Source organism: Ramlibacter sp. AN1015, from assembly GCF_037726105.1.
In the GTDB taxonomy this organism is placed as follows: Bacteria; Pseudomonadota; Gammaproteobacteria; order Burkholderiales; family Burkholderiaceae_C; genus Ramlibacter.
Genome location: NZ_JBBJUM010000005.1, coordinates 294,831 through 309,558 on the forward strand (window position 1 = coordinate 294,831; position 14,728 = coordinate 309,558).

The following is a 14,728-nucleotide window of genomic DNA, read 5'->3' on the forward strand; positions in this document are numbered from 1 at the left end:
TTGGCGCGCGTTTGATGCGCGCATCAATCGTGACACGGCGAACTGGAAGCGCTCCGTCGCGCTAACTGGTATCCCGAAGCCCCTTGAGGTAAGGCAAAAGATCAGCCACGCTTTGAGGGGCCGGCAGTTACCAGCTGCAACACGGCTCCGGATATCTGCCTCACTCCGGGATTACCACGCGTTCCGCCGGGCGTTCAGTTAGAGCGCACGTCTCGCCGCTTCCTCGACGGCAATGCCGGGATCAAAGACAAGTTCTTGAGTCAAGGCGCCCGTGGTAACAGAGGTCCTTCCAACTTGTAAGCGGAGGGCCGCCAAGCGACTTGCCGCGGCAACTGCCCCAGCACCGGCGGCAGTCGCAAGCTGTCGAAAACGCTTCCTTTAGGTCCGATGCGATCACTTCGGGACCAGATCGGGTACTCGCGCTGATCGCGCCAAAGAAGCCGTCATTGGACGGGGTCGCCAGCCCGTTATTGAGGCTGACTGTTCCGCAGTATCAGCCCTATCGGAATACGAGCTTCGTCGGGCCAGCAGTTCTGTGCCGCCACACGTCCGCCGCCGCTGCATGGGAATGGCTTCAGGTTCGACTTCCCCCGCGCGGTATCCTCGGGCGCCTCGCGTCACCCGCCGTCAGAGGCGCTGCTCGCTAACGCAGCCATAATGCTCGGCATGCCAAACATTGCAGCAGTTCTTAAGACCGAGATCGCGCGCGTTGCACGCAAGGAGATTCGTGCCGAAACAGGAGCTTTTGCCAAAACGAACGCGGAGCAGCGGAAGCAAATTTACGCCTTGCGGCGCCAGGTCGGTGAGCTCCAGCGAGCTCTCAAGCAACTGCAGCGAGGCCAACGATCATCAGCCTCCACCAAGGAAAACCCCCAGTCGGAAGTCGGACCGGCACTGCGCTGGCGTCCAGAAGGCTTTGCCCAGCATCGCAAGCGGCTAGGCGTTAGCGCAGAGCAGATGTCGCGCCTGATCGGATGTTCGGCTCTGTCGGTCTACAAATGGGAAGCCGGGAAAGTCCGGCCGAGGCAAGCGCAACTTGACGCCATTGCGCGAGTGCGGAAGCTATCGAAATCCGAGGCGATGCAGCAACTCGAAGCATCCGCCTGACGCGCAGGCGTGTGGGTTGCGAGCAGTGGTTCGCCGCCGCCGCATGGCCGGGGTTTTGACCACGAGCGATCGCCGACCTCATGGGTGGGCACCCTGCCAAGGGCGCGATCCGCTGAAATTCACCCGAGCACGCCTCTCGAGTTCCCTAGAGAGGCGTGTCCTGGTTAATGCTGCTGCTTGCGGCTCATTCGGCGGAAGTCCCACGGCGCTTGTGGGGAGGGTTGACTCCAGATGGAGCGGTGGGAGGTGCGCGCCTCTTCTTCTGCTTCGGCATAGGCAGTTGTACTCTTGATCGCGACGGGATCAAACGAAGCGGTTCTCGATTTCGCCCAAACCTTCGACCTCGACGCGCACGACGTCACCGGCCTTGAGGAAAACGGGCGGCTTCAGGCCCATGCCGACACCCGCTGGCGTTCCCGTGGCAATGATGTCGCCCGGGTACAGCGTGATGCCACGGGAGATCGTCTCGATCAGGGTCGGAATGTCGAAAATCATGTTGTCGACCGGGCTATCCTGCCGCTGCTCGCCGTTGACCCAGCAGCGTACGCGCGACTTCAGTGCGTCGAACTCGTCGGCGGTCTGAATCCACGGCCCCATGGGGCAGAAGGTGTCGAAGGACTTACCCATGTCCCACTGCTGGTGGCGCATTTGCACGTCGCGCGCCGTGACGTCGTTGATCACCGTGTAGCCGTAGACATGGTGGAGCGCATCTTCGGGGCGAATGTTCTTTCCCTGGCTGCCGATCACCACGCCCAGCTCCGCTTCGTAGTCGATCTGCTCGGACACGCCGCCGGGCAGCTGGACATCGGCACGGGGGCCGACCACGCACTCGGGCGCTTTTGTGAACACGATCGGCCATTCATCCGTCTTGCCGCTGTTCGCCTTGAAGACGGATGAAGACAGCTCTTTGGCGTGGGCGTGGTAGTTTCGGCCCACACACCACACGTTACGACGGGGGCGCGGAATGGGAGCCTCGAGTTGGACGGACTCGATGGAGACGGCCTGCGCAGACAACTGCGGCAACGGTTCACCGCGCGCGGCGCTCTCCACCAAGGCGAGGACGCCAGAGGCGGCCTGCGCCTCCATCAGCGCAAAAGGGGTCACCTTCGTTCCGTCCGAAGAAACTTGGCCGACCTGGCGACGGCCGTTGAGCTGGAAAGTTGCGAGTCTCATGATTCTGGCGTTGCTTGAATGAACAGGAGTTGGGAGCAGTCTGGCACGCACTTCACAGCAATTCGCGAGGACACTTCCGAGCGTGCGAGCAGTTTGGAACCGGCCGGGCTCCGATCAACTTGGCAATAGCCCGACACGAGCGGCCTCGAGCAGGACAGCTGCCACCAAGAAGGGACGCGTAGGCGCGGTTGACGCCAGAGGCAAGGATCGGGGTTAGTCCTTTGTGCTACCGGAAAGATCATCGGCTCGACGCACGAAGTGAATAGTCGCGTCCGACGAGGACAAGGTGGCGCCACTGGAGCAGATGCGGCAGCTGGCACGTGCCATCCCAGGCGCGCGGCTGGCCATCGTTGAGGGCGCAGGGCACCTGATCAACCTGGAAAAGCCCGACGACTTCAACCGGGTGCTGATGAATTTCCTGCAAACGGTAAAGGGCAGCTGACATGGCGCGAACTCGTATGAGCATGGGGCGCCGCATCGTGGAGTTGCTGCGGCAGGAAGGCGTGCAGGCTGTCTTCGCCCAGGGGGACATCACCACGCGTGACGTGCTGCTGCACGCTGAACGCGCCGGCCTGCACGTGGTCGGACCGCGTCACGAGGCGGCTGCTGCCTTTGCAGCAATGGGCTACAACGCCGTCACTGGACGCCCGCAGGCCGCGTTCGGTGCGATGGGTCCGGGCGTGGCGAACCTCCTGCCGGCAGCCGTTGCTGCATCGCGTGAGCACATTCCCGTCATCTTCTTCGGGGCTCGGCGCCACCAGGGGGCGGCGCACGCGATCCGGCGTGGGCAGTGGTTGTCGGCACCGATGGAGCCACTGTTCGCGCAGATCTGCAAGTTCGCGGTCGTGGTCCGCCATCCGGCTGAGATTGATGACGCCGTGCAGCAGGCCTTCCGCGAGGCGCTCTCCGGCACGCCGGGTCCTGTGTACGTCGAGTACGACGCCATGATGCACACCCAAGAGTGGGACTTCCCACCATTGGTACCGCCCAGCCGCTACCGCGCCGGTCCGCAGCCGGCGCCTGAGAGTGCGGTGCTAGCGGCGGCGGCGCTGCTAAATGGCGCGTCGCTGCCGGTGCTGAGGATCGGCGAGACGGTGCAGCATCGCCGCTGCCAGGCGAGGATGCTGGCGCTGGCCGAAAAAGCTGGGCTGTCCGGTGGTGACCACCTTCGCCGGGAGCGGGGTGGTGGCGACCTCCCATCCTCAGGCCCTGCTTTTCCAGGTCGAGGCCGCGCAAGACGCGATCGCCGCGTGCGACGTGCTGCTGGCGGTGGCGGGCGGCAACACGGTAATCGGCGCGCAGTCGGTGGCGACTGCTAAGCCGGACGGCTACACCTTGCTCGCAACCCTGGACATGACGGCCACGATCCTGCCCGCCGTCTACAGCAAGTTGCCGCTCGACCCCCAAAAGGATCTGACGCCAGTTGCCTTGCTGGCGCGCGTGCCCGCGCTGTTCGTCGCTCACCCGAAGGTGCCGGCCAACAACCTGAAGGAACTCGTGGAGTACAGCAAGCGCAATCCAGAGAAGCTGAATTACGGATCGGCCGTGCTTTACGGCCAGGTGCTCGGCCAGCAGCTCAAGGGCGCAAGCGGCTTGAGCTACACGTATGTTCCCTACAAGGGAGCGGGGGAGGCGGTGCAAGCGTTGCTGGGTGGTCACCTTGATTTCATGATGCTGGACATCGCCACCGGGCTCAATTTTCTGAAGGATGGTCGATTGAAGGCTTTGGCCATCACGTCGCCGCAGCGTAGCTCGCAACTGCCGAACGTTCCGACAGTGGCGCAGATGGGCTGGCCGGAGCTCGAAATGAGTGTCTGGTACGGCCTGTTCGCGCCAGCAGGCACGCCGGCGCCCATTGTCGAGAAGCTGAATGCCGGCGTGGCACAGGTCGTCGCCGATCCAGCGATCCGCAAACGTCTTGCCGACCTCGGTCACGAGGTCTCTCCCATGTCACCTGCGCAGATTCAGGCTCTGGTGCGAAAGGATGGCAAAGTGGGAGAAGGCTGCACGTGAAGGCAACATCAGACTGGACTAGGCGGGTGCCGCTGATTGCGGCACCTCGGGTGGAGCGTTACTAAACCTCAATGCCCACTCGAACGGCCGCCCTGCCAAAAATGGATCATCTTGGTTCAGGCAACGCTCCCTTGGTCTCGTCCCTCCGGCCATCGCTGCCTGCGAGTATCAGGAGGGAGGCTCCTTCAGCGGCCCCGTCGATGGCCGAGTCCCTGGGCGCGTGATGCTGGCTAGCATAGCTCGCGATGTGGCGAACGCTGACGCGCCGGGGCAGGTGCGACATAGACAGCTTCGTCTAGGATTGCTAACTATCGATGCGAGACTAAAGAGATTGGACCAGTTTCGGCACGGCCGTAAATAGATCGGCTTCGAGGCCGTAGTCGGCCACGCTGAAGATCGGCGCCTCGGCGTCCTTGTTGATCGCCACGATCACCTTGGAGTCCTTCATGCCCGCCAGGTGCTGAATGGCGCCCGAGATGCCGGCGGCCACATACAGCTGCGGCGCGACGACCTTGCCGGTCTGGCCGACCTGCCAGTCGTTGGGGGCATAGCCGGCGTCCACGGCGGCGCGGCTCGCGCCGAGCGCGGCGCCGAGCTTGTCGGCCAGCGGGGTCATGACCTCGTTGAACTTCTCGGCGCTGCCGAGCGCGCGGCCGCCGGAGACGATGACCTTCGCGGCGGTGAGCTCGGGCCGGTCGCTCTTGGCGATCTCCTGGCCGACGAAGCTGCTCTTGCCGCTGTCCGCCACGGCATCCACCTTCTGCACCGAGGCGCTTCCGCCCTCGGCCTGCGCAGCGTCGAAGCCGGTGGTGCGCACCGTGATCACCTTCACCGCATCCTGGCTCTGCACCGTGGCGATGGCGTTGCCGGCGTAGATCGGGCGCTCGAAGGTGTCCGGGCTCTGCACGCGCGAGATCTCCGAGATCTGCGCGACGTCCAGCTTGGCGGCCACGCGCGGCGCGCTGTTCTTGCCGTTGGAGGTGGCGGGGAACAGGATGTGGCTGTAGTCTCCGGCCAGCGCCAGCGCCAGCACCTGGGCCGCGACGTTCTCGGCCAGCCCGTGCTCGAGTGCCGGGCTGTCGACGTGGATGACCTTGGAGACGCCGGAAATCCGGCCGGCCGCTTCGGCGGCGGCGCCGGCGTTCAGTCCGGCGACCAGCACATGCACCTCGCCCGCGCCGCAGGCAGCGGCGGCGGTGACGGTGTTGAGGGTGGCTCCCTTGATGGAGGCGTTGTCGTGTTCGGCGATGACGAGGGCTGCCATATCAGATCACCTTGGCTTCGTTCTTGAGTTTGTCCACGAGGGTGGCCACGTCTGGCACCTTCACGCCGGCGCCGCGCTTGGGCGGCTCGCTGACCTTGAGGGTCTTCAGGCGCGGCGTCACGTCCACGCCGAGGTCTTCGGGTTTGAGCGTCTCCAGCGGCTTCTTCTTGGCCTTCATGATGTTGGGCAGCGTCACGTAGCGCGGCTCGTTCAGGCGCAGGTCGGTGGTGACCACCGCCGGCAGCGTGATAGCCACCGTCTCGAGGCCGCCATCGACTTCGCGCGTCACCGTCGCCTTCCCGTCGGCGATCTCGACCTTGGAGGCGAAGGTCGCCTGCGGCAGGTCGGCCAGCGCGGCCAGCATCTGGCCCGTCTGGTTGCAGTCGTCGTCGATGGCCTGCTTGCCCAGGATCACCAGCTGCGGCTGCTCCTTGTCCATGACTGCCTTGAGCAGCTTGGCGACCGCCAGCGGCTGGAGCTCTTCGCTGGTCTCGACCAGGATGGCGCGGTCGGCGCCGATGGCCATGGCCGTGCGCAGCGTCTCCTGGCACTGTGCGACGCCGCAGGAGACGGCGATCACCTCGGTCACCCCGCCCTTCTCCTTGAGCCGCACGGCCTCTTCGACGGCAATCTCGTCGAAGGGGTTCATGCTCATCTTCACGTTGGCGATGTCCACACCCGTGTTGTCCGACTTCACGCGGACCTTCACGTTGTAGTCCACCACCCGCTTGACCGGTACAAGTATCTTCATCTGTGGTCCTCTTCAGGGTAGGGGCAGCGCAATCAGTTGAAGGCTGCGATGCCGGTCTGCGCGCGGCCCAGGATGAGTGCATGGACGTCGTGTGTGCCCTCGTAGGTGTTCACCACCTCCAGGTTCACCAAGTGGCGCGCCACGCCGAATTCGTCGCTGATGCCGTTGCCGCCCATCATGTCGCGGGCCAGGCGCGCGATGTCCAGCGCCTTGCCGCACGAGTTGCGCTTCATGATCGAAGTGATCTCCACAGCCGAAGTGCCTTCATCCTTCATCCGGCCCAGACGGAGGCAGCCTTGCAGGCCCAACGTGATCTCGGTTTGGATGTCCGCCAGCTTCTTCTGGATCAGCTGGTTGGCCGCTAGTGGCTTGCCGAACTGCTTGCGATCGAGCGCATACTGGCGGGCGCGGAACCAGCAGTCTTCGGCCGCGCCCAGCGCCCCCCAGGCAATGCCGTACCGCGCGCTATTGAGGCAGGTGAAGGGGCCCCTGAGCCCGCGCACCTCCGGAAACGCGTTCTCCTCGGGACAGAACACGTTGTCCATAACGATTTCCCCGGTGATGGATGCGCGCAGGCCGACCTTGCCGTGGATGACCGGTGCGGTCAAACCTTTCCAGCCCTTCTCCAGGACAAAACCCCGGATCTGGCCGCCATCGTCCTTGGCCCAAACGACGAACACGTCGGCGATCGGGCTGTTGGTGATCCACATCTTGCTGCCGGACAGGGAGTAACCGCCGTCCACCTTCCAAGCGCGCGTAATCATGCTGCCTGGGTCGGATCCGTGGTTCGGCTCCGTTAAGCCAAAGCAGCCGATCGACTCGCCGGTAGCCAGCCTGGGCAGGTACTTCTCCCTTGTCGCTGCGTTTCCGAACTCGTGGATCGGCACCATCACCAGGGAGGATTGCACGGACATCATCGAGCGGTAGCCCGAGTCGACGCGCTCCACTTCACGGGCCACGAGGCCGTAGCAGACGTAGTTGAGGCCGGCTCCCCCATACTGTTCGGGAATCGTCGGGCCCAGCAGGCCCAGCTCGCCCATCTCGCGGAAGATGGCGACGTCGGTCTGCTCGCTCCGGAAGGCCTCCAGCACACGGGGTGCGAGACGGTCCTGGCAATACGCTTGCGCCGCATCACGAACGGAACGCTCGTCGTTTGTGAGCTGCTGCTCCAGCAGCAAGGGGTCGGTCCAATTGAATGGGGCTTTGGGGACTGGCATGGGATCTTCACGTTCGATTGCAGGGAAGGGCGCGCACGGCGATCACTCGCGCATGAGGTGGCGACCGATGATGAGTTGCTGGATCTGGGTGGTGCCTTCGTACAGACGCAGCAGCCGCACGTCTCTGTACAAGCGTTCGACCTTGTATTCGCTGATGTACCCCGCGCCGCCGTGCACCTGCACTCCTCGGTCGGCCACGCGTCCGGCCATTTCTGTGCAGAACAGCTTGGCGCACGAGGCTCGCATACTCACGTCCGCATTGAAGAGGCCTGGGGACTTGGCGTCGTAGCGTTGCGCGCAGTCCTGCACCATCGACCAGCCGGCATAGAGCTCAGCCTGGCTGTCTGCCAGCATCGCTTGCACCAGCTGGAAGTCGCCGATGCGCTCGCCGAACTGCCGCCGCTCCCTTGCGTACGCCACGGATTCGTTCAGGACCCGCTGCGCCACCCCGCAGGCCAGCGCCGATAGGTGAAGGCGCCCGCGGTCGAGCACCTTCATCGCAGTCTTGAAGCCGACACCAGGCACGCCCCCGATGATGTTGGCTGCGGGCACTCGGACTTGCTCCAGCACCACGTCGCACGTCTTGGTGCCGCGCTGCCCCATCTTCTTGTCCGGCTTGCCTAGCGAGATGCCCGGGGAGTTCGCCGGTACGATGAAGGCCGAAATGCCGCCCGCGCCTGGACCACCGGTGCGTGCCATCAATGTGAACGCACCCGCGCGCGGCGCGTTGGTGATGAAGCGTTTGGTGCCGCTCAATACGTAGAAACCGCCGTCGATTTCCGCGCGCGTCTGGAGCGCCGAAGCGTCGGAGCCGACATCAGGCTCCGTGAGCGCGAACGACATCACCAGCTCGCCGCTGGCAACACGCGGGAGGAACTTGCGCTTCTGCTCCGGCGTGCCGTCCATCAGGATGCCTTGCGAGCCGATCCCGACGTTCGTCCCGAACACCGACCGGAACGCAAGGGAAGTCTGGCCAAGCTCGAACGCGATTCGGCATTCCTGGCGCATGGACAGGCCGATGCCTCCATACTCTTCCGGGATCGAGAGTCCGAAGAGCCCCATCCGTTTCATCTCTTCGACGATGACCGCGGGAACGTCGTCGGCTTCCTCGACTGTGTTTTCGGCCGGGACGAGCCGTTCAGCAATAAAGCGCTGCACGGCAGTCAGCAGCAAGTCGAATGATTCGGTGTCAGGGGCCATGTTTTTCGCTGTAGCAAATGGGGTTTAGGCGGCTCCTGCGCGCCACGGCGGCCATTGTTCCCCCTCGCAATTCGTTTGACAATGACAAGGAGACTGGACGGAACGTCAAACCTTCCTTGACAATTGCGCATGAATTCGGAGAGCCTTCTTCTCTTCCTGGAAATCGTCGACAGTGGGAACCTGAGTGAAGCCGCCCGGCGCCTGCGCATGACGCGGGCCAACGTCAGCTACCGATTGAAGAACCTCGAGAAGGATGCGGGCGTGCAGTTGCTGCGCAGAACCTCAAGGCGTGCGGAACCGACACAGGCAGGGCAGCTCCTGTATGACCACAGCAAGGCCATCCAGCTCGAGCTGCTCGCTGCCAAGGAATCCCTGGCCAAGCTTTCGGGGACCCTGCAGGGCAAGCTCCGCATCGCGGTCCCGAGCGGATACGGCAAAGTTGTAATGGCCGACTGGTTGATCGAGTTTAAGCACCTCTACCCCGGAATCGTGCTCGACCTGGCCTTCGAGAGCAGGGTGGGAGATCTCGTTCGTGAGGACCTGGATTTCGTCGTCCGCATTACGTCCGCGCCTCCGGCAGAGCTTGTTGCCCGCAAGCTGCGGGACGTACGCTACGTAGCATGCGCCTCGGTCGCGTACGTCCAGTCCAACCCGATGCCCGTGAGTTTCGCCGCCCTGAGGGGACTTCCCATCGTCACCTCCGACGTCGTCGGGCGTGATTTGCGATTGGCGGGATACAGGGGCTCGGTGCGCGAGGAAGTCCTGCTGTCTCCGACGCTGCTGTCCGAAGACTTCGTGTTCCTTCGGCAGGCCACGTTAGCCGGGCTCGGACTCGGGGTCCTACCGGACTACATGGTGCAGGAAGACATCGACGCAGGTCGCGTGATCACCTGCCTGGACGAATGGCGGCTAAGCATCTTTGGAACGCAGATGTACTTGCTATACGTGCCTAATCGCCACCCCACGCGCGCAGCGTCAGCTTTCATTGAATTCGTCGTGGGCAAATCGCGCAACAAAGCTTGAACGGTCTGCCCGGTGGAACTGCCGTGGGATGCGCGATGCCCGTCCTGCCGAAAAGCGCGCGAGCTCAAGCTCAGAGTTGAGGTAGTGCAAGTACGCGAATCTCCGGTGTGACCACGCGTGCCCAACGTCACATGCCAGCTGCCGTCATTGGAGGCAGAAGCTCGCGCTGAACGCGACCGGCGATTGCGAAGGAAGCGATCGGCGGATTCGGATGGGCGGGGGGAAGAGATGCCCAGCTTGAGTGGTGCGCCAACCGACGCGGTTTCCTGCCGATCGTCAACCGGGCTGCTCACCTTGTAGTAGTCGGTCCGCGTGGCGTAAACTAGAGCAACGTATTGTTATAAAGGAGATTGACATGCGCTCCAGCGTGGCTCTTGCCCAGGATCCGGGTCCATGAATCGGTCACCCTCGGCGTTGACCGGAATGCGCGTGCTCGACCTCAGTCGGGTGCTCGCCGGCCCGCTCTGCGCACAAATGCTCGCTGACCATGGTGCGGAGGTCATCAAGGTGGAGTCGCTGGCTGGCGATGAGACGCGCAAGTTGGGACCGCCATTCACGCCCGCCGGTCCGTCGGCCTACTTCGCCGCGCTCAATCGTGGCAAGCGCAGCGTGCGCCTGGATTTCAACGATGAAGGCCAGCGCGAAGCATTGGTCGGCTTGATGGCGTCCGCCGACTTGCTGATCGAGAACTTCCTGCCCGGGACGATGGAGCGCTGGGGTCTCGGCTACGAACAGATCTGCGATCGTCATCCAGGCCTGATCTACTGCTCCGTGACGGGGTTCGGCGAGGATGGACCCTTGGGCGGCTTGCCGGGCTATGACGCGATCCTACAAGCCATGAGCGGCCTGATGAGCCTGACCGGCAACCAGGATTCCGGTCCCCTTAAGGTGGGTGTTCCGGTGGTCGATATCCTCACCGCCCACAACGCGATGATCGGAGTGTTGCTCGCCCGAGTCGAGCAACTGCGTTCTGGCCGCGGGCAGAAGGTTGAGGTTTCGCTCTACGACAGCGCCCTGAGCATGCTGGTGCCGCAAGCTTCCAATTGGCTGCACTCCGGTGTGGAGCCGCGCCAGATGGGAAATGGCCACCCGAACATCTACCCCTACGACCTGTTCAGGGTCAGCAATGGCGAGATCTACATCGGCATACTCAACGACGCGCAGTTCGCCAGGTTTTGCAACGAACTTCGAGTGCCGGAACTTGCTGCCGACGAACGCTTCAAGAGCAATCCGCAGAGGCTGGCGAACAGGCAGGCGCTGCGCGCCGAGATAGAGCGCGCGGTGGGCGCTTCCCCGTCGCAGGCGCTTTGCGAGCGGCTGATGAAGGTCGGCGTTCCGGCGGCACCCGTGCTGTCGGTGTCCGCTGCCCTGAACCATCCGCATACGGCTCACAGGGAAATGGTTGTGCGCGATGGCGACTACCAGGGGCTGGGCGTTCCCGTGAAGCTGTCGCTAACCCCGGGCCGGCCGGCCGCGCCGCCTTCGGACATGGGAGCTGAACTCCCGCGCTTCGCGCCTGCCCGCTAGAAGGCGAGGAGAAAGCGACCTGGGCTCGAGACAGATGCTACGCGTGCGTCAAACAACCATCGCGCCATGAGAGCGCTCGACTCGCTGTCGCTCACCGCGCTCCCCGCCGCCGACGAGGCGCTGCGCGGGCCGGTCCGCGCATTTGTGCAGCACGCCGTGGCACAGCTGCCCGCGCATGTACGGGCCCGCTCCTGGGGCGGCTACGACGACCATTTCACCCGAGAAGCCGGCCGCCGCGGATTTCTCGGGCTGACCTTGCCGAAGGAATACGGCGGCGGCGGCCGCAGCGCGTACGCGCGCTACGTTGTCGTGGAGGAGTTCCTGAACCATGGAGCTCCCGTCGGGTCGCACTGGATCGCGGAGCGCCAGAGCGCGCCCCTGATCTTGAAGTACGGAACGCAGGAGCAAAAGCGCTTCTACATTCCTCCCGTCTGCAGGGGCGAATCGTACTTTTGCATCGGCATGAGCGAGCCAAATGCCGGCTCCGATCTCGCCAGCGTGAAGACGCGTGCCACCCGCAACGAAGCCGGCTGGACGCTGAACGGGCAGAAGATTTGGACCACGAACGCCCACCGCTGCCACTACATGATGGCGCTGGTTCGCACGTCGGGCAGCAGCGAGGACCGGCACAAGGGCCTGACGCAGGTCATCGTGGACCTCAAGTTGCCGGGCGTGACCGTGCGGCCAATCATCGACCTGTCCGGTGACTCGCACTTCTGTGAGGTGTTCTTCGACGACGTTCAGCTGGCCCCCGGCGCTGTGCTGGGAGGGGAGGGCGATGGCTGGGAGCAGGTGATGTCAGAGCTGGCCTTCGAGCGCAGCGGGCCGGAACGCATCTACTCCAGCATCGTCCTGTTCGACGAGTGGCTCGCCTACGTTCGCACGCCGCCGGGCCGCACGCCCGAGTCCGTGCGGCTCGCCGGCAAGCTGCTGTCGCAGCTGGCGCCGCTGCGTGCGATGTCTATCGCCGTGACAGGCAAGCTGACACGGGGGGAGAGCTCCGCGGTCGAGGCGGCCTTGGTCAAGGACCTGGGCACTGCCGTGGAACAGGCGATCCCCGCCCTCATTGCCGACGATCTGTTCCGGCGGCCGGAGGGGGACGTCCCACTCGAATTGCTGCGCACGCTGACCTATGTCACCCAGGTGGCGCCCGCATACTCCTTGCGCGGCGGCACGCGCGACATCCTGCGGGGCATGATCGCTCGCGGCCTGGGCCTGCGCTGAAGGGACACGAGGGTGCACGATTTCCTCACTGAAGGCCTGCAAAAACTGCTGCAGGATGAATGCACTCCGCACCTGGTGCGCGCGATCGAGGCAGGAGAGCCCGCAGGCACGCTCTGGTCGAAGATCGAGGTGTCCGGCTTCGCCGATGCCTTGCTGCCCGAGTCCGCCGGCGGCGCCGGCCTAGCGCTCGGAGAGGTGTACCCTCTGCTGGAGCTGTGCGGTACTTTTGCCGTGCCGGTCCCACTGGCGCACACCATGTTGGCGCGTGCGCTGTTAGCGCAGGCAGATGTAGAGCGCCCGCTGGGCAGCATCACCATCGCTGCTGGCGTCCCGGGCGGGTCCGGGGGCGTGCGCTGCACAGAGGTTGCCTTTGGCCGCGTGGCGGATTGGGTGCTCACGTCCGCCGAGGACGCAGCTGTCCTGCTGCCGGTGCATCAGGCGCTCGGCGCTCGTGGAGTTTTCCCGCTGGACGCGGCGCTCGAATGGAGCGAGGCCTCAGTCGCGCAGTCCGTGCGGGTACCCGGCCGATACGACCTGCAGGTGCATCACGCCTGCGCGACCGCGGCGCAAATCGCTGGGGCTTTGGCGAGCGTTCTTGCGCGAAGCCTGCAGTACGCTAATGACCGACAACAGTTCGGACGCCCCATTGGGAAGTTCCAGGCCATCCAACACCAGCTGAGCGTGTTAGCCGAGCACACGTTTGCCGCGCGCATGGCGGCGCAGATCGGATGCCAATCGGAAACGTGCACGCCGGAGCGCTTGAGGGTCGCCGTGGCGAAGGCTCGCACCAGCGAAGCCGCGCTTGAAGCGGCTTCGATCGCCCATTCGGTTCATGGGGCTCTGGGCTTCACTGCCGAGTTCGACCTGCAGTTGCACACACGCCGGCTTTATGCATGGCGCGGCGCCGCTGGATCCGAGTCGTACTGGCACATGGTGCTGGGCGACGAGCTGGTGAACCGGCGCGAAGGATTGGCACTGGACCTGATACGGGCCACCACGGACAGCCATTGATGAAGCCCGACGACCTGAAACCTCCCACGTGTTGGACCCTGGCGCGCCGTGCCGAGCGGATGAACGCCTCCGTGATCCGGGAAATCCTGAAGGTCACGGAACGACCCGGCCTCATCAGCTTTGCGGGTGGACTGCCGTCGCCGAAGACCTTTCCCGTGGATGCCTTTGCGCAGGCGTGCGCCGAGGTGCTGCACGAAGACGGGAGTGGGGCGTTGCAGTACGCCGCAAGCGAAGGCTACGGCCCCCTGCGGGAGGCCGTGGCAAACATGCTGCCGTGGGATGTCGATCCCGCGCAGGTGCTGATCACCACGGGCTCCCAGCAGGGCCTTGACCTGGTTGCTAAGGTGCTGGTGGACAGCGGCAGCCGCGTGTTGGTGGAGACTCCGACGTATCTTGGCGCACTGCAGGCCTTCGCGCCCATGGAACCCGAGGTGGTTGGCGTTGCTGCCGACGCCGAGGGACTCGACGTGGCCGACCTGGCCGCCAAGACTAAGGGTGCGCGCTTCGTGTACGTGTTGCCGAATTTCCAGAATCCCACCGGCCGCACGACGAGCGAGCCGCGCCGCCAGGCGCTGGTGCAGACCGCGCGTGAGCTCGGCCTTCCAATCGTCGAAGACAACCCTTACGGCGATCTCTGGTTCGACGCGCCCCCGCCGGCGCCGTTAACCGCACGCAATCCGCAAGGGTCGATCTATCTCGGCTCGTTCTCTAAGGTTTTGGCGCCGGGGTTGCGCCTGGGGTACGTGATCGCGCCAGCCGCGATCACGTCCAAGCTGTTGCAGGCGAAGCAAGCGGCCGACCTGCACAGTCCCAGCTTCAACCAGCGGCTGGTCGCCAAAGTTCTGCGTGACGGCTTCCTCGATCGTCACGTGCCGACCATCCGGGCCTTGTACCACGCGCAGCGTGACACCATGCTGGCCGCCATGGAGCGCGAGATGCAGGGTATGGGAGTGAACTGGAACGTGCCGGAGGGTGGCATGTTCCTCTGGGCGCGGCTGCCCCGCGGCATGGATTCCGCGGCTCTGCTGTCCAAGGCTGTGGAGAAGAACGTGGCTTTTGTTCCGGGCGCGGCGTTCTACGCGAGTGAACCTGACCCCCGGACGCTGCGGCTTTCCTTCGTCACGGCCAGCGCGGAGCAGATCGACATCGGCATGAAGGCGCTTGCCGCCGCCGTTCGCGAGAACCTGCCTTCGCAGGCGTGCTGAAGCCAGCAGGCAG

The 14,728-nt window shown here is 64.4% G+C and carries 14 protein-coding genes; 9 read left to right on the forward strand and 5 right to left on the reverse strand.

Annotated elements, in window-relative coordinates; all coding sequences use genetic code 11:
• The first annotated feature begins 666 nt into the window (after window positions 1-666).
• Window positions 667-1,107: a helix-turn-helix domain-containing protein gene (locus WG922_RS10690; protein WP_340282565.1), complete on the forward strand. Its 441-nt coding sequence runs from the start codon at window positions 667-669 to the stop codon at window positions 1,105-1,107.
• 303 nt (window positions 1,108-1,410) lie between these two features.
• Here the strand turns inward: WG922_RS10690 and WG922_RS10695 are convergent, their stop codons facing one another.
• Entirely contained in the window at window positions 1,411-2,280 is an 870-nt protein-coding gene (locus tag WG922_RS10695; RefSeq protein ID WP_340282566.1) for a fumarylacetoacetate hydrolase family protein, read from the reverse strand.
• 286 nt (window positions 2,281-2,566) lie between these two features.
• Between WG922_RS10695 and WG922_RS10700 the strand changes: the two genes are divergently transcribed.
• The 3 genes from WG922_RS10700 to WG922_RS10710 are packed head-to-tail and all read left to right on the forward strand — an operon-like array spanning window position 2,567 to window position 4,293.
• A complete protein-coding gene (locus WG922_RS10700) occupies window positions 2,567-2,722 on the forward strand; it encodes an alpha/beta fold hydrolase (protein ID WP_340282568.1) in 156 nt (51 codons plus the stop codon).
• 16 nt (window positions 2,723-2,738) lie between these two features.
• Window positions 2,739-3,599 (forward strand): thiamine pyrophosphate-binding protein, encoded by an 861-nt coding sequence (locus tag WG922_RS10705; protein ID WP_340282569.1) that lies wholly within the window; start codon window positions 2,739-2,741, stop codon window positions 3,597-3,599.
• Window positions 3,538-4,293, forward strand: a complete 756-nt coding sequence (locus WG922_RS10710; RefSeq protein WP_340282570.1) for a Bug family tripartite tricarboxylate transporter substrate binding protein — start codon at window positions 3,538-3,540, stop codon at window positions 4,291-4,293. Before WG922_RS10705 ends, WG922_RS10710 begins: the two co-directional genes overlap by 62 nt.
• Window positions 4,294-4,615: 322 nt before the next feature.
• Here the strand turns inward: WG922_RS10710 and WG922_RS10715 are convergent, their stop codons facing one another.
• From WG922_RS10715 to WG922_RS10730, 4 genes are read right to left on the reverse strand one after another with little or no spacing between them, the layout of a single operon-like run.
• Window positions 4,616-5,557: an electron transfer flavoprotein subunit alpha/FixB family protein gene (locus tag WG922_RS10715; protein WP_340282571.1), complete on the reverse strand. Its 942-nt coding sequence runs from the start codon at window positions 5,555-5,557 to the stop codon at window positions 4,616-4,618.
• A gap of 1 nt (window position 5,558) precedes the next feature.
• Entirely contained in the window at window positions 5,559-6,308 is a 750-nt protein-coding gene (locus WG922_RS10720) for an electron transfer flavoprotein subunit beta/FixA family protein (protein ID WP_340282572.1), read from the reverse strand.
• A gap of 32 nt (window positions 6,309-6,340) precedes the next feature.
• Entirely contained in the window at window positions 6,341-7,525 is a 1,185-nt protein-coding gene (locus WG922_RS10725) for an acyl-CoA dehydrogenase (protein ID WP_340282573.1), read from the reverse strand.
• A gap of 42 nt (window positions 7,526-7,567) precedes the next feature.
• Entirely contained in the window at window positions 7,568-8,725 is a 1,158-nt protein-coding gene (locus WG922_RS10730) for an acyl-CoA dehydrogenase family protein (protein ID WP_340282574.1), read from the reverse strand.
• 129 nt (window positions 8,726-8,854) lie between these two features.
• Between WG922_RS10730 and WG922_RS10735 the strand changes: the two genes are divergently transcribed.
• From WG922_RS10735 to WG922_RS10755, 5 genes are all read left to right on the forward strand, one after another.
• Complete coding sequence (locus WG922_RS10735) at window positions 8,855-9,748, forward strand: LysR family transcriptional regulator (protein ID WP_340282575.1); 894 nt, start codon at window positions 8,855-8,857, stop codon at window positions 9,746-9,748.
• Between the two features lie 393 nt (window positions 9,749-10,141).
• Window positions 10,142-11,275, forward strand: coding sequence for a CaiB/BaiF CoA transferase family protein (locus WG922_RS10740; RefSeq protein ID WP_340282576.1), 1,134 nt, complete (start codon window positions 10,142-10,144; stop codon window positions 11,273-11,275).
• A gap of 66 nt (window positions 11,276-11,341) precedes the next feature.
• On the forward strand, window positions 11,342-12,499 hold the full coding sequence (locus WG922_RS10745) for an acyl-CoA dehydrogenase family protein (RefSeq protein WP_340282577.1): 1,158 nt from the start codon (window positions 11,342-11,344) through the stop codon (window positions 12,497-12,499).
• 12 nt (window positions 12,500-12,511) lie between these two features.
• The gene (locus WG922_RS10750) at window positions 12,512-13,510 is read left to right on the forward strand and encodes an acyl-CoA dehydrogenase family protein (protein ID WP_340282578.1); all 999 of its coding nucleotides are present in this window, start codon (window positions 12,512-12,514) and stop codon (window positions 13,508-13,510) included.
• Window positions 13,510-14,715, forward strand: a complete 1,206-nt coding sequence (locus WG922_RS10755) for an aminotransferase-like domain-containing protein (protein WP_340282579.1) — start codon at window positions 13,510-13,512, stop codon at window positions 14,713-14,715. Before WG922_RS10750 ends, WG922_RS10755 begins: the two co-directional genes overlap by 1 nt.
• Window positions 14,716-14,728 lie beyond the last annotated feature (13 nt).

Excerpts from the sequence above, each read along its gene's own strand:
- WG922_RS10740 (WP_340282576.1), top strand. The coding sequence starts at position 10,142 with ATGAATCGGTCACCCTCGGCGTTGACCGGAATGCGCGTGCTCGACCTC.
- WG922_RS10735 (WP_340282575.1), top strand. The coding sequence starts at position 8,855 with ATGAATTCGGAGAGCCTTCTTCTCTTCCTGGAAATCGTCGACAGTGGG.
- WG922_RS10695 (WP_340282566.1), bottom strand. The coding sequence starts at position 2,280 with ATGAGACTCGCAACTTTCCAGCTCAACGGCCGTCGCCAGGTCGGCCAA.
- WG922_RS10730 (WP_340282574.1), bottom strand. The coding sequence starts at position 8,725 with ATGGCCCCTGACACCGAATCATTCGACTTGCTGCTGACTGCCGTGCAG.
- WG922_RS10705 (WP_340282569.1), top strand. The coding sequence starts at position 2,739 with ATGAGCATGGGGCGCCGCATCGTGGAGTTGCTGCGGCAGGAAGGCGTG.
- WG922_RS10745 (WP_340282577.1), top strand. The coding sequence starts at position 11,342 with ATGAGAGCGCTCGACTCGCTGTCGCTCACCGCGCTCCCCGCCGCCGAC.
- WG922_RS10690 (WP_340282565.1), top strand. The coding sequence starts at position 667 with ATGCCAAACATTGCAGCAGTTCTTAAGACCGAGATCGCGCGCGTTGCA.
- WG922_RS10720 (WP_340282572.1), bottom strand. The coding sequence starts at position 6,308 with ATGAAGATACTTGTACCGGTCAAGCGGGTGGTGGACTACAACGTGAAG.
- WG922_RS10755 (WP_340282579.1), top strand. The coding sequence starts at position 13,510 with ATGAAGCCCGACGACCTGAAACCTCCCACGTGTTGGACCCTGGCGCGC.
- WG922_RS10725 (WP_340282573.1), bottom strand. The coding sequence starts at position 7,525 with ATGCCAGTCCCCAAAGCCCCATTCAATTGGACCGACCCCTTGCTGCTG.
- WG922_RS10715 (WP_340282571.1), bottom strand. The coding sequence starts at position 5,557 with ATGGCAGCCCTCGTCATCGCCGAACACGACAACGCCTCCATCAAGGGA.